Source organism: Mucilaginibacter sp. NFR10 (genome assembly GCF_900100445.1).
In the GTDB taxonomy this organism is placed as follows: Bacteria; Bacteroidota; Bacteroidia; order Sphingobacteriales; family Sphingobacteriaceae; genus Mucilaginibacter; species Mucilaginibacter rubeus.
Genome location: NZ_FMTV01000007.1, coordinates 200,037 through 215,130 on the forward strand (window position 1 = coordinate 200,037; position 15,094 = coordinate 215,130).

Genomic DNA, 15,094 nt, shown 5'->3' on the forward strand with positions numbered 1-15,094 from the left:
ACGTTAAGAACATTTAAGTTGATATTGATTCTTGTGACCTAATACACAGATCAGGGTAAAGAGGTGAACTTCCGATGCCCCTTCTGCAGCTTTTTTATGTATCTGGTAACGCGCCTGTACATCCTGAAAACCCAATTCGCTTTCCATTATCGCATCCAGGTGATTAATACCTGTCATAGCTTCTTTGTCGCCCGGGGTGTTTTCCAGGCGCTCCATCAGATCAGTCCGGATCTGAAACAACGCATTTGTTTTTATACAGGGATCCGAGATCCAATGAGGACATCCCGGGGTAATACATTTGATATTTGGCATATGATATGGGGTTATTTATTCGTTATACTGTTATCGTCAAGATTCCATTGAATCGACAGAAACCCAAACAGCTTGGGATGTTTAACGTCATATTTCAGGGTAACGGGTAAAGACATTGATTTGGAAAAATGAACCCGAAAAATAGCATTGGCGTTTACCGTGTTCCTCGCCTCATTAGCATAAGTTTGCCCATGATCCAGCCAGATATCCTCACAGGCCAGTTCAAATTCGAATAAAGGGCTCCCGGCGCCTGAATTATCGTTAATCAATACTTTATTGATGCCCAGGGAAACCCTCGAAATATTTCGGGACAAGCCACGCTTACTAATTGAATCCTGTAAAAAGATATTGTTTAACTGCAGGTCAACGTTCCATGCTTTATTATGATTTTTACCAAGACCAACGAGGTATTCAAAAGAAATATTCAGGCTGTCGATCTTACCGGTATTCGATCTGTACCGGGAATTGATACCCAGTGTTGCCAGGCCTCTCGAGTTGAGCGCTTTCACCTTGGCATTATAAACCTGTTGCAGGCTATCCAAGAAGGCGCTTTCGTCTCTGTGCAACATTAATGCGGAGAGACTGTCACGCACTGCCAAAAGTCCTTTTGGAAGATCCATCAGATTATTGGAGTCCCTGTATTTATTAATACCGGCAACCAGTTCCTGAACAAGGGCAGGGTCTCCCGTTATTTTGTCTTTATAGATCTTCAATGCCTTTTCCTGAAAATTCCCGATGGCTTCCAGGCCTGATACGAGGATATTAAAAAAGTTAAAATCACTGCTGTCCCGGCGGTTTACGATCGCATATTTGAATCCGCCATTAAATATATTGTAGCTTCCGGAGTTGTCCTTACTCACCCCCAGTTGATATTCAAAATTCCGTTGAAATTTCCCTAACTTACTGTTATAATAATCTGACAAGTCCAATTTCCCGTGTTTAAAAAAATTGGCTGTTCCGAATAACGTAGACTTAAACGTAAATCCGCCATTATTTTCAGTCGTCACACCGGCCTGTACGAACTTTGAAAGCGCTTCATAGCTTATACCCGCTTTAGATGGCCCTTTTTGAAAAAAACGCTCCACTTCAGGATTGAACTTATCGGTGTCAGCCATCAGACTATCTGCCCGACCAAAGGCTTTTCCTGTTAGAACCAGCACAAACAGCGCCATGAGAGAAAGTTTTTTCATGATCTATATCAGTTTAAAGTATATGGCTTAATAAAACTTTTGATGATATTGCCGGAAAAGGAATTATCATCGGCAGTTGTTAACACGTTCCCCCGGGCGTCTGTAACCTCAACTGTGATTTTTCCACCGTTTGGCGCGCTTCCGGTTACCACAATTATCTGAATACCTGGCGCTTGGTTAACGGTGAATGACTGCGTGTCGCCATTATCAGAATTGATACATTTACCATCATTCCCCATGCTTACGTCAAAAAAGCATATACCGCCTTTCCCATCGTAAAACTTTACAGTGAAGGTGATAGGTCTCAGCCCTATTTCAGCTGTCAATTCCCGGGCAAATCTGTTTTTAGATGTTAAAACTTTATTCACATTGCTTTTAATCCACTGGACCTTTGGCGTTCTTCTCCTTTCCCGCCTGCTGCCTATATACGCACGCATGCTGTACTTGAGCGACTGGCCAGCTGCGTATTTTTGCTGCCAGCCGCCGCCTGCGTTAACGTTATAGTATCCGATATACCCGCCGGGCAATAACTCAAAAGCTTGGGTGATATGGTTGCAATAATCATATTGCGTGTTAGGCAGGTTAAAGTTTTGAAACCAGGATGGGAAAACAAAATCGGATACCTGAACGCCGTTAATCGCGTAACTGTAGCGGTCGTCTTCACAGGCATCACAATTTTCGTAAGCGTAAAGGATCCCACCGTTGGCCGAGTTTTCGATAAAAACGGTCAGATTGATATCCGGGTCGCCAAGCATTTCCAGCAATTCATGACTGGCGGTAACGGTCCATGAGTTGCCGTATGCCAAATCCGTACCGGCAAAGACTTTGCCGAGCGGCAAACCTTCATTCGTTAAATCATGATAGCCCAAAGCGCCGGCCTGGTCCGAGTTGTTTAGAATAACCAATTGCCAGCATCCGGCGGGTGCCTGACCGTCAGGATAGAAAGTGACCTCAGCATCGATTCCCCATGCCGGTTCAAAGTGTTCATGTACTTGTATCTGTAAGGCTGTAACTGCTGCGGCAACCTCGTCGTCTGTTAAGCCTGCAAATTGATTCAGGACTGCTATTCTGATACCGTTCATTGTTTAAGTTTTTTAGCGTGAGCAATAAGTTTTGTACAGAACAAATTTAAATCGCTTATAAACAGATAATTAAGAGGAAAAACCCGGTATATAAAACCGGATTTTTCCGGTACAAAAATTTGACAGGAGGTTTTATAATTGTATTCGCTTCAGTAAGAAAAAGGCGGTTAAGCTCTTTGAGGTATAATTTTTTTTGTGCAAATTAGATCGGCTTATGCAGGTATGCAATATTAAGCACAATAACAACCTAACATCGATCTGAATCACAAATTTCCCCATGAAGATAACAGTAGGTATAGCCGATGACCAGCAATTATTTCTGCGGTCATTATCCGGTCTGATCAATTCATTCGATAATTTCGTAGTAGTAGTGGAAGCCTTAAATGGTGCGGAGCTGCTAAGACAGTTAACCACGCTGGATAAGCTGCCCGATATTGTTTTGATTGATGTACAGATGCCGGTAATGGATGGTCCTGCGACAGTCTCCCGGATCGCGGAACGCTTTCCCTTAATAAAAACGGCGGCGTTGTCAATGAAAGAGGATGACCATTCGATACTAAGCATGTTGCGGGCTGGTTGCTCCGCTTATTTGTTGAAAGATGTGCATCCCAAAGAACTGGAAACGGCGTTGCTTCAATTAAGTGAAACAGGTTTTTATAATGGCGACACATTTCGGCTGCATTACCGCCGGCTGTTAAGGAATCAGGAAGAAATGAAGTTTACTGACCGGGAAAAACAGTTTTTGACTTTGGCCTGCAGCGACTTTACCTACAAGGAAATTGCCTCGAAAATGTTTTTATCCGAGAAAACCATCGATGGTTACCGGGAATCGCTGTTCAGCAAATTAAACGTAAAGAGCCGGACCGGAATGGCATTAGAAGGCATAAAATTAGGTCTGGTTGAACTGAAAACTAAGTAATCTTAAAAGAATAAATTATTTTAACCTTTAAATTTTTACATTATGGCTGCTTCTCCCCTTCTGGTTTTCCCATTTGGTGAAACCTTATCCAATCCTGGCAATAATGATAGCGGTGTAAACGCTGAGATCAAAATAGGAAAGGACACTACCGGTACGATCAATTCGGCGGTTCTGACTGTTACAATTCCTATTGATCCCAGATTATTCAGAGTCGTCCCGCCGGACGGCCAGGGTGAGTATAAACTGGCTAAAAATGAAGTCGGTTTTGCCAGTACGGACAAAATGTATTTACCCGAAACGGCCCAGCCCAAAGGCGGGAACGCGCTGTCAGTAACTTTTACTGATCAGCAGGGCTTTTTGAATTTACAGCTTGCGCTTGCCGAACCCAAAAGGGATTATGGCAACTGATCATGTGTAATAGCTTAAGTGGAGGGGGGATAAACCACATCGATAAACTCCCTCCATTTTAAAACCTCAATTAAGCTCGTGACAAATGGTGCACCGGGAATTATAAACAACTGCTCGATTGCTCCGGGCGGCTGCTGCGCTTCCTGAGGGAAATAAATGGATATACCGGTCGGCCGTTGTTTGTCTATCGTTTGTGAGGTTCCCCGCCCATCTGCATAAAATCCCCTGCCAATGGTACTTGCTGTTCTTATTGCGGTACTCGCTACTTTTAATGATTTTTTCAAAGCTCTGATCCCCGCCGAATACGGCTTTTTCAGCGCCGGTTTATCAGATCGCTTTACGAGATCAAGCATATAATTGTTCAGATCTATAAATTGATAGTCCATGTCCTGAACGATCCCAAATTCGTAATCATGAGCCCTGGCGGCCCGCATCTCACCAGGCAGTTCCGTGAAAGTCCGGATCATTTCTTCCATAGACTGGATCCAATCTTTTAAAGCAGCAATCATTTGTTGTTCATAGTCTTGCAGCGAAAAAGCAAATACGCCAATAGCTTTTAGGGCCGCAGCGCGTTTCCAGAATATATAATTCTTTCGGAAGGTATTCACCGCCAACCTGGCAAGCTGTTTACCATCAATGTTTCCCTGACTCTCTTTGATTGACCTGGCAATAGCTTTGTAGTCATAACCGGGAGCGCAGATACTTCCTTCCGGAGCTACCAGGTGACTCACATTTTTACAAAGGGAAAAACAGGTATGCACATTTTGCATAAAACAGTTGAACATGAGCAATACATCGACCTGCTTTCCTTTAAAACCCATGCTGATCGCTTCTGCCAGCTTATCATTGGAAAGCAATGCAAAATCTATTGTTTGCGCTTCTTCAAAAGTGCCTGACCGCATTTTTTCAGTAAAAAAAGTATCCGGTCGTAAAAAGCGCCTATTTTTCACTACCAAGATTGTCTTGTTCTCATCGAGCTTTTTTTGTGCCAGGACCTTATAACACGGAGATTCCGGTACCTTTGTGTTTACGGATAGAAGGTCCTCCTTCGCCTGGATCGGCAAATCATCGGCCATGCCTGTCCCCCCTCTGGCCGGGCTAACCTCTTCATCTTCAGAACGAGGCGGATCTTTCAGCTTTTTTTTAAAAATACCAAATGCAGATCCATGATCCCAGGTGATCAGCATGTTCTTTTCGGCCGGATAATACCGGTCTATATAACGAAATACCTTTTTTATGCTGTCGCTTTTCTGTGCAAAGTCACGGTCCTCCAATTGCTGCAGTTGCAACAAGGTGTTATTTCCTTTACAGGGATCGAAGATCAGTCGGCTAATGTAAGTCACGTCGCTTTGAATAATCTCATCCTTTATCTGAACTTTATTTTCTATTGTGAGCAGGTTGAAACTGTCATGCGTATCAATTTCGAGTATTATTTTCAGAAGTTGATCAAGGTCTGCTTTCACATCCGCTTCATAGCCATCCCGGCCATTAAAATTAGTTGTAATATCCTCCAATTCTGCATATATTAGAAAAATAATATTCCATTTCCGGATAACAGCATGAGTTTCCATATTGCGTGTTTTTTACTCCTAATATATTCATTTAAAAGCGTTTCCCAACAGACGGAGACCCATTTATTATTAAAATATACCCAAAACGACGGCTTATCAAGTTATAATATTCACCATACCCTGCAGGACCCTAAAGGCTTTATGTGGATAGCGACCCAGGACGGGTTAAATCTTTTCGATGGCAAGGCCTTTTCCAAGTATACGGAGAACGCCGAAAAAACCCGAAAGCTTTACGGCACGGATATACGCTGGCTGATAACCGATACTTCCAGGCATTGGGTCTGGGTTTTAAATCCGGAGATCGTATTAAACGCGGTTGACTATGAAACCGGGAAAGTAGTTAAAACAATCAGGGGACTTCGCGCAGACAATGACGACTGGGCGGTGTCGATGACCCTTTATCGGGACCAGCTTTGGCTGGGTTGTACCAACGGTATCAAAATATATGACATCGTCAGACAAGCCTGGATCAACGGCCCTTCCTCCCCGTTTAAAAAAAACGGAGACGACGATCTGTACGCTGTCAGGACAATCTTCACTGACCGCTCAGGCCGTATCTGGGCTTTCTTTAACCACTACGGGATTGCCGTTATTGACGGAAAGACCAAAAACATCATTAAGGTCATCACCAATGCACAACTGACCGGAGAAACAGGCCCGCTGATCTTTAAGACCGTTATAGAACTTAAACCAGGAGAACTTCTGCTTGGCACATCATCCGGTTTGATCGCCCTAAGTTATAACAACAGTCTGAAACTTGTCATCCGCCATCGGTTTGCCGGCCCCCTGATGACCCTGGCCCGCGAGCAGACCACAGCGATGACAAAGGCCGCCGGTCATATTTATCTCGCCGGAAACAGCGGCTTGTATAAGACCGACGAAGGACTGTCAACCTGCGTCAAGATCAAGGAGTCCAACAGCAATGGCGAAGAATCCTGGTTAAACGAAATCAACCACCTGTGTACGGACAGTGATGGCAACCTGTGGATCGGTTGTAAACGGGGACTTGCCTATCTGTCCACTACCTCATCCGCGTTCCGGGGTTTTAATAATACAGGGTATGCACACGCCGGACTTACGCATACCTATAATCTGTATCCCTTACCTTTCGGTAAGATATTGGTTGGCCAGGAAAAAAGTCTTTTGCTGTATGATAGCACGACCGACAGATTCTCTAAGATCGACCAAAAAAGATCTTTCAATTTTGCCTTCACGGACTTCAACAAGCGCGTAATTGTTTCAGGTGACGACGGGCTATATGTGTTTACCGCGGGAAAATTAATCCCCGTTAACGCTTATTACCCGGAATTAAAACCGGTGTCAGGCAACTATATCAACAGCGCGATAAGGATAGGTGATTCTCTCGAGGTAATAGGTTCAGATAATGACAGAGGTTTTTTTTGCTGGAATTTCAAACGGCGGACACTCCGGATCGTCAATAATAACAGCTCACCTATAAGGTTGCGAAGCAATATCGTAAAAAAAATCTTTCAGGACAGTTCCGGTCGGTTATGGGTATTATCCGATTTCGGGATCGATGTCATCGAAAAAGATTTCTCAAAAGTGAGTTATCTGAATATAAAAAACCCGGTTTCCGGTAATCCATTAAGACTGTATTTTGATATATGTGAGGTCAATGGCCGGTTTTGGCTGGCCAATTACAGCCTCGGAATAGTGGAAATCGACGCCGCCGGCAAAGTATTTCAAGTACTCAACAGTGCTAACGGCTTATGCAATGACGGTGTTTATAAAATATTCCGTGTTGATCGCGATAACCTGATGGTAACATCAAACAATGGCTTATCGGTGTATAATCTGTCTACCTCATCCTTTACCAATTACTACGAGGAGGATGGCCTGCATTCCAGCGCCTTTGATGAAAATTGTGGTATCGAATCTGGAGGGAAAATATATGCAGGCGGTTTGAACGGGTTCACGATTATTGACCCTAAAATGCTGATCATTGATCGCCATCCGCCAAAATTGTACTTCACCGATATCAGGATAGACTCCAAATTAGCCAGCACGGTATCGAGAAATTTAAACATTTCAGAATTATTGGTTCCCGATGACGCCTTACAAACCACGATCTCTTTTACCGGCTTACATTACAATAATTCCAAAAGAGTTCAGTACCGGTACAAAATTGAGGAACTTAACGATGACTGGATCGACTTAGGAACAAGAAATTTCATCAACATTATTGGTATCAATCCCGGTCGCTATCATTTATCAGTGGAATCTTCCAATGAAAATGGTATATGGACTACCGCGCCGATCAGGTTATCGATGATCTTTGTCCCCAAATGGTACCAAACCCTGTGGTTTGAAGTATTGATGATCCTTTCCCTATGCAGTGTTTTGTATAGTATTTACCGCTATCGTATTGAACAGGTTAAAATTCAGCACCGCATCAGGCGGGATATTGCCAATGACCTGCATGACGACCTGGGCAGCAGCCTCAACTCAATCAAGATTTTCACACACCTCGCGATCGAAAAAAAACAGAACCAATCCTACCTGAACGAAATTGAAACGCTTATAACCGGTATGACAGCGGGCCTCCGTGACATGCTATGGGTCCTCGAGGATTCACAGGACAATATCGACGTGCTGATGGAACGTATCAAAAACTTCGTGCTGCCCCTGGCTCATGCGAACGGGATTAAATTTGAAACATATGTTGATCCGGGAATAAAAAACCAGCATTTGTCCAAGATCGAAAAGAGAAACCTTTTATTGATCGCGAAAGAGGCGATCAACAACTGCTTTAAATATTCGAAATGCAGTAATATCAGCGTCGTCATTAAACCAGACCATCATAACAGGCTATCATTTGCTATAACCGATGACGGTATAGGATTTCAGGTCAGCAGCAAACCTACCGGCTATGGATTGGGAAACATGCAGCACCGGGCAGAGCAAATCGGGTTTCAGTTTTTATTAGCTTCGGCACCGGGAAAAGGAACATGCATAACTATAGCAAGAGCGTAAGTTTCCGGCCGGCCGGGAAAAGCGATGATTTTTTGGCTAACAACGAAATGCACTTACTACCCATTTCCGCTTTAATTATTTAATAGCATAAAAATGTTTAAATCTGTAAAAACGTGGCCATATTTATTAAATAAGACTCGTATATGATCTACCTGTTTTCTTAAATACTTTGTATGGACAACGGGGTTCTCCATACAAATAACCATTTGCTCCTTATGAAATACATTCTGAATAATAAGCCTGCCATAACAAGGTTAATCAAGCTAAATCAACATACAGTCCGGAAAGGCAAATGAAGCAGTCTATGCAGGCCTAAAAAGATCTGCAATCTTCCAAAGATGCTTTTCTGCGATAGACGGACGTTGTTGCCGCAAGTAAAATGAGTTGAATCATCTATAATCCCTGTCCAATATCTTCCCAGGCGAGCCAGTATTCATTCAGTGGAACGGCACCATTTTTCTTATAAAAATTTAAAGCGACCAGGTTGTCAGAAGCGCAATTGACACAAATGCGTTTTGTACCCTGTTCTATAAACCAGTTTTTCAAAAGCTGAAATAAACTTGTGGCAATGCCCCTTCCCCGGTAGTCAGGTATAGTGTCAATCCATTGCAGTTCTCCATCGAAATCATAACGGCGGGTTAAATGTCCTGCTACAAATCCAATAACCCTGAAATCGTCAGTAGCGATGATAATAACACGCGGGGTTAACGCCAGTTGTGGGCTGTGTGTACCGTGATAATAACCGGAAATCCGGTTAAACCAATAGCTTTCAGAATTATCATCCGTCCCGCGAATAGCAGCCAGCGCCTTTAAGTCGTTTGGTTCAGCGAAACGAAATTCCATGCCCCAAGATACAGAATTACAGTAAAATGAGCGCATACAAGTACGTAATAGGCATTACAGTAAATTAATGGTTCGTTATTAATATAATGATCTCGATGCCGGCCTCGCGACATGCTCTCCTGGCGGCGAACGGCGGCTTAAAGGCTGAATTCATCCGCTTTGATTACGATATCGAAAAAGCAGTCGGGACTATAGCACGAAGCGAACTGCCGCATCGATTACTTAAAGCCTGTTAATTCAAATCACATAGTTGTGTAAAAACATTCCGGATAAGGGACAAACTCATTAAATTAACAGATGACAGCGAGACGCTTACTAAGGTTTATTGCAAGGCTATGATTCCAAATAGATCGTTTTTTTCAAGGTCGTATTTTAAAGTTATCGGAAATGATAACGAAGATGCCAGTTCTATTGTATCAGATAAAAAACAGCAGCATACCTGGAGACGGTACCGGAATCCTTTACGGCTTCCTCATTACCGATCATCACTTTTTCTACCTCATATTTCTCCTGATTGAGTTGTAAACGTAACTCCCCGGCTTCCTTTTCTCCCAGCTTCAGATAGATAACATCGGCAGGTGATTTTTGCAGAAAAGTAAGATTACCGAGGAATAAGGAATTGAAATTGAACTTCTCATTACCATAAGAAAACCCTGGTCGTATCGCAAAGTCCATTGGGATGACATTGCTATTTCCATCTTTCCGGTATACAGCGATCCTGTCTTTTGTATATGATCCTGTTGTCTTATCATTTAAAAGATCGTCTCCGTTAGTGTTTTTTATGACTAAATTAACTTCGGGCCCACGTACCGGGGAGCATGCACAAAGTCCGCCGCCACCAACATTTTCTTTCTTACAGCCGACACTTACGATAAATAACAGGGTAAAGATGATCAGGAATTTTTTCATGGTAATTCAGGTTACGGGTATAATAGATATTACGCAGGAAAATCGTTGTACGATACAGTTTTATGGTAAAGATTAATGACATAAAAACAGATAGCTATTTGGATTACTTCTTTTCCCGGATTTCCTATGGGATTCTGAACAAATCTCCATCCCGAAAGGCCACTTTAAGCTCAGTGCTTAAAAACCGGGGTTATAGTCAATCCTCGCTGAAATTAGGCCGTTTGTTGGCAGCAAGCTATTTTGGTTATCACTGTTGTTATGGCCTGGTTTAAATGGTGGTTCAGTTACCTGATCGGCCGCCCTGGTAGCCCGAACGTTTGAAAAAATCGTCCACTGCTACCGGGTTTGCGTAATCTAATTCGATGATTTCCTTTAGCGCCGCTTTTTTATCTTTTGCCTGGTCATAATAGGCCTGGCATATCCGGTAACCGATAAAGTAGCCCAGGTCAGGCGCGGGCAACGCCGGGTTTTGGCCGGTACTCACCCAGTTATCATTGTTTTGCGTATACATTTCCTGTCGGAAAGAGTGCCACACTTCCTTTTCGTGCAGGGGACCGTAGGCCATATAAGGTGTTTTCATTGGGATGCCGGTTACTTGTTTGGCCACAAAATCGCAGGCCCCCTCCCGGATAGCCGAAGTCAGTACATTGATATGCTGAAAATCCGGACGCTTTTGCTGCGTGTGGGTATACTCGTGGATCCCCATGCGTACCAACTGATCGCCTGTCATCTCAGGATCGTTCAACACGACTTCCACCCCGATGAGCGACAGACTGCCGCGGACCGTGCCGCCCTGCCGTTGTAAACCAACAATAAAATAGGACCGTGCGGGCTTCAGTCCGGGATATAGCTTTTGAAAGCGGGCGATCTGTCTTTCCAGTTTTCGTACGGCAGCATTGACCATGAATTGCTTTCTTTGCAGGGTATCCCAAAAGCCGGGATTGCTCTTAAGCAACGCCAGCCATTTACGGTCCAGGCCGTCTTTATTACGCATGAACGCTTTCAGACCTTCACTGGCGTTGCCTATATACAGACGGTTAACCGCGGCAAGTTGCCGGGCTGTATCAGAGCTGGCTGATACCCTATCGCGCATCGTCCAAAAATTCTTCCAGTCTGTTTGAGAAACATGCTGTGCCCGGCAAAGCACCGGGGCCAACAAAATCAGGAACATGATTTTCTTCATCATTAAGTTGCTTTAGTTCTATTCTTCGGGGTATTTAGCAGGCCAGTAAACTGAGAAATGGTAAATAACTTACTCCGTTCGTAGACTTTTGGCCGGGTTGGCAATCGCTGCCCTGACAGATTGAAAACTAATGGTGATCAGGGCGATCAGTATAACCAATACACTACCGGATACAAACAACCAGCAGTTGAGTATAATTCGGTAGGGGTAATGTTGCAGCCACTGGCTGGCCGCGATCCAGGCAAACGGAATAGATATGGCGAGCGCGATAACGACCAGCTTAAAAAAATCCGCTGAGAGGATTACCACTACGTTGCCTGCTGAAACTCCAAGCACTTTACGTATGCCGATCTCTTTGACCCGCTTCTCAACGGCCAATACAGATAAGCCGAACAAGCCGATACAGGATATAAAGATAGTAATTGCGGCACTGAATAAAATGATCGCTTTCCACCTGGCTTCGGCTGCATAACTTTGCTTATTCTGGTCTTGTTTAAAGTTGTAAACGAAAGGACTCAGCGGGAACAATTCTTTAAATACCCGGCCAATGAACCGGAGGCTCGCGGTCTCTGTGCCGGGCTTGATTTTAATGTACATCATACCGAAACTATTTGCCGGATTCATGGTGAAAAGCTGCGGGCCTGTTTTTTCAGTCAAAGGCTGATAATGGTAGTCCTTAACCACACCTATGACCGTGTAGGTCTCATTACCAAAGGTGTTGATTTGCTGCCCAACGGGTTGCTTCCAACCGGCTTCTTTGACAAACGCCTCATTGATCAAGGCTGATTTTAGCTGATCCGACGGATAGGTAACTGAAAAATTCCTGCCGGCAATAACGGGTACACGAAGGAGCGGTAAATAATCAGCATCTATCGTTTCAACAGCAATGTTAATCTGCTGATCACCATTTATTTTTACTGTATTGTTATTATAACCGCCATTTTTAGGAGCAGCTTCAACAATATTGGGATTCTCCATCAATTTCTTTTTTATCAAAGCAGCTTCACTTCGGGTCAAAGGGAATTGGTCAACCGTAATCAAATTACGATCATCATATCCCAGACTTTGCGTGGTCAGGTAATTGAACTGTAAAAAAATGGTGATCGCGCCTATGATTAAAAAAGAAGCCAGCGCGAACTGAAAGACGACCAAGGCCTTTTGTAAATAACTTTTCCCGGCCAGGTTAAAACGACTGTACAATGTTTTGACCGGGTGGTAACCGGACAAAATGATAGCGGGATAAAACCCGGCCAGTAAACCGGTGAGCACAAAAAGCGCGATATAACAGCTCACCAGTTTTGCATTAAGCAAATAAGTAAGCGACAGCACTTTATTGGCTAACCCGCCAAATACCGGTAATACCGTTATAACGATCCCCAGCGCGATGGTGAAAGCGATCAAACAAAGCAGAAAAGACTCGCTTAAAAATTGCAGCCGTAATTGCTGCCTGGTGCCGCCGATCACTTTACGGATACCGATCTCTTTTGCCCGCTTTACTGAACGTGCTATGGTAAGGTTAACAAAATTGATACAGGCGATCAGCAGCACAAAAAGGGCAATAGCCGAAAGAATATACGCAAATTCAGGGTTACTTTTATCGCGGAGTATTTCGTTTTCACCCGGCACCATCTTACCCAGATGAATACCAGTAAGCGGCTCCAGCAAATAAGCTATACCGATATTTTTTACGTGATATTTATTTTTTATCTCCCCAATGGCTTTGCCGGCATCTGATACAAATACCTGGTTCATTTTTGCTTCAACAGCTTTAATATCCGCACCGGGAGATAGCACGACAAAAGTGCTGAGAAATGAGTTAAACCAATTAGCATTATTATTTTCGGCTGCAGCAGAAACATGCAGCGGTCGCAGTACCTGGAATTTGAGGGATGAATTTTGCGGGCAATTCCTGGCAATCCCTGTGATCATGCAGGGTCTAAATACACTGTCGTCCTTGATGGAGATAATCTGGCCAACGGCGTTTGAACGCCCAAAATACTTTTTCGCCATTTCTTCGGTAATTACCGCGGAATTGGGCTGGGTTAATACGGAACGTGCATCACCACTAAGTAAAGGAAAGCTGAATACCGAAAAAAAGTTAGCATCGACAAAACATACACCCTGCGAATTGACATCTGTGCCGATTTTAATATCTGCCTGCGCCGGTTGAAAGCGGACAAAGCTTTGTATCTCCGGGATCTTTGCAGCAAAACGCGGACCGGGGAAATAACCGGTATAACTGCCGTTGGAGACACTGTTATCATCTTTGGTCGTTTGCTTATCGATCCGGTAGATCTGGCTGGCGTTTTGATGAAAGCGGTCGTAGCTTACTTCATCCTGAACATATAGCATGATCAGCATGGCGCAGGCCAGCCCAATACTTAAACCGGCGATATTGATGATGGAGTACAACTTTTGCTGACGGAGGTTTCTGAATGCAGTTTTAAAATAATTGCGGAACATACGATTGCGTTTTAATTTTTCGGAGACCCGATTTGGCGGACTTTCCGAACGCAATATTACTGGCCGCTTATGCGGCAGAATGGCCAATTTATCAAATGGCCATTCTTTTTTCAGGTTGTTTTTGTATTCCACAGGGGTCTTTCCGGTCATTTCTTTAAAAACCCGGTTGAAGGTTCTTTGGGAATTGAACCCGGACCCGAAAGCGATGCCGAACAGGGTCAGGTGGTTATAGCTGCTATCCTGCATTTTCCGGACGACTTCCCGTACCCGGAACTCATTGATAAAATCATTAAAATTCTTTTTCATACCCAGGTTAATAATCCGGGACAAGTCATGCGGATGCATCGCCAGTTTCACCGCCAGAGTAGCCAGGGTCAGTTCGGCATCTTCATAAAGGCGGCCGGCGGCTACCGCTTCTTTAAGTTTCCGGCTTTTACTTCTGGCATCCGGTATGTCCGTCGTTACCGGTTGTGGTTGCACCGATCCAAGGGGTTTTAGTATTGCACCGGCCGTCATCCCGAACAATACCAAGGCTACGGCAAAACCGAAGATGGTGTAAAATGACCAGAGCAGGCAGAGCACAGCCAGCAAGAAAAGTCGCTGTTCCAGCCGCCGAAAAGCAAGCCGGGGCCGGTCCATCAACACCGGCTGTATCCGGTCATAGAAAATACTGATCAAACGATGTGACAAATACAAGTAACCAATGGTCGAAATTAATACCAGCCATCCCGGCATCCAAAATCCAGGCAGCAAGAGGCAGAAATGCAGCAGCTCTATTAGTTTGAATCGTTGGCCGGGACAGGTTTGCTGCCGCACATAAAAATACAACAGCGGCCCCAGGGCCGGCAAAAGAACCGGTGTAAGTCCGCCGGTCTTCAATACGACTGTAACCAACGCAGAGCTTAAAAATAAGTTACTGCTACGGTCGGTGCTTTTGGCTGCCAACAGCAAAGCAAGCGTCAGCCCGGTAAACAAGCTTCCAAGGGATGCCAGATCGTAAAAGGTCATATAATAGGAATATGATTCACGTGCTCAATTAGCTCAATCGTCATTCCAAATCAATAACTAACTAACTAATAAATAGTTATAAAAACTTTCACATATTCATTTGTAATAAAACCGCACAGGCAGCGTACGTTTTTAATAAATAACATAGCCCTTCATAGCCTCAGATAACCGGGAAAACCTATTAAAGGGCTCAACATTTGCTATCCCATTGT

Annotated in this window: 11 protein-coding genes; 3 read left to right on the forward strand and 8 right to left on the reverse strand. The window is 44.0% G+C overall.

The features are described 5' to 3' along the window. Nucleotides 1–3: 3 nt before the first annotated feature. The 3 genes from BLP33_RS21875 to BLP33_RS21885 are packed head-to-tail and all read right to left on the reverse strand — an operon-like array spanning nucleotide 4 to nucleotide 2,584. The gene (locus tag BLP33_RS21875; RefSeq protein ID WP_139160042.1) at nucleotides 4–312 is read right to left on the reverse strand and encodes a hypothetical protein; all 309 of its coding nucleotides are present in this window, start codon (nucleotides 310–312) and stop codon (nucleotides 4–6) included. A gap of 11 nt (nucleotides 313–323) precedes the next feature. Further along, nucleotides 324–1,502 carry a hypothetical protein gene (locus BLP33_RS21880; RefSeq protein ID WP_139160043.1) on the reverse strand — a complete coding sequence of 393 codons (1,179 nt, stop codon included), beginning with the start codon at nucleotides 1,500–1,502 and terminating at the stop codon, nucleotides 324–326. An 8-nt stretch (nucleotides 1,503–1,510) separates the two neighbouring features. Continuing rightward, the gene (locus BLP33_RS21885; protein ID WP_175490084.1) at nucleotides 1,511–2,584 is read right to left on the reverse strand and encodes a hypothetical protein; all 1,074 of its coding nucleotides are present in this window, start codon (nucleotides 2,582–2,584) and stop codon (nucleotides 1,511–1,513) included. A gap of 277 nt (nucleotides 2,585–2,861) precedes the next feature. On the opposite strand from BLP33_RS21885, the gene BLP33_RS21890 reads away from it, so the two are divergent. Next, a complete protein-coding gene (locus BLP33_RS21890) occupies nucleotides 2,862–3,503 on the forward strand; it encodes a response regulator transcription factor (protein ID WP_090533136.1) in 642 nt (213 codons plus the stop codon). Between the two features lie 42 nt (nucleotides 3,504–3,545). Continuing rightward, the gene (locus BLP33_RS21895) at nucleotides 3,546–3,911 is read left to right on the forward strand and encodes a hypothetical protein (protein ID WP_090533138.1); all 366 of its coding nucleotides are present in this window, start codon (nucleotides 3,546–3,548) and stop codon (nucleotides 3,909–3,911) included. A 14-nt stretch (nucleotides 3,912–3,925) separates the two neighbouring features. Here BLP33_RS21895 and BLP33_RS21900 read toward each other — a convergent pair whose 3' ends face one another. Next, a complete protein-coding gene (locus BLP33_RS21900; protein WP_090533140.1) occupies nucleotides 3,926–5,482 on the reverse strand; it encodes a clostripain-related cysteine peptidase in 1,557 nt (518 codons plus the stop codon). Here BLP33_RS21900 and BLP33_RS21905 point away from each other — a divergent pair. Then, nucleotides 5,471–8,476, forward strand: coding sequence for a ligand-binding sensor domain-containing protein (locus BLP33_RS21905; RefSeq protein WP_090533142.1), 3,006 nt, complete (start codon nucleotides 5,471–5,473; stop codon nucleotides 8,474–8,476). The two genes, BLP33_RS21900 and BLP33_RS21905, sit on opposite strands and share 12 nt — an antisense overlap. 393 nt (nucleotides 8,477–8,869) lie before the next feature. Here BLP33_RS21905 and BLP33_RS21910 read toward each other — a convergent pair whose 3' ends face one another. The 4 genes from BLP33_RS21910 to BLP33_RS21925 all read right to left on the reverse strand — a co-directional run bounded on the left by BLP33_RS21910 (nucleotide 8,870) and on the right by BLP33_RS21925 (nucleotide 14,882). Continuing rightward, a complete protein-coding gene (locus BLP33_RS21910) occupies nucleotides 8,870–9,319 on the reverse strand; it encodes a GNAT family N-acetyltransferase (protein ID WP_175490085.1) in 450 nt (149 codons plus the stop codon). A gap of 408 nt (nucleotides 9,320–9,727) precedes the next feature. Next, on the reverse strand, nucleotides 9,728–10,228 hold the full coding sequence (locus BLP33_RS21915) for a hypothetical protein (protein ID WP_090533146.1): 501 nt from the start codon (nucleotides 10,226–10,228) through the stop codon (nucleotides 9,728–9,730). Nucleotides 10,229–10,508: 280 nt separating this feature from the next. Next, on the reverse strand, nucleotides 10,509–11,414 hold the full coding sequence (locus BLP33_RS21920) for a DUF2268 domain-containing putative Zn-dependent protease (protein ID WP_090533149.1): 906 nt from the start codon (nucleotides 11,412–11,414) through the stop codon (nucleotides 10,509–10,511). A gap of 66 nt (nucleotides 11,415–11,480) precedes the next feature. Continuing rightward, complete coding sequence (locus tag BLP33_RS21925; RefSeq protein ID WP_090533151.1) at nucleotides 11,481–14,882, reverse strand: ABC transporter permease; 3,402 nt, start codon at nucleotides 14,880–14,882, stop codon at nucleotides 11,481–11,483. Between the last annotated feature and the right edge of the window lie 212 nt (nucleotides 14,883–15,094).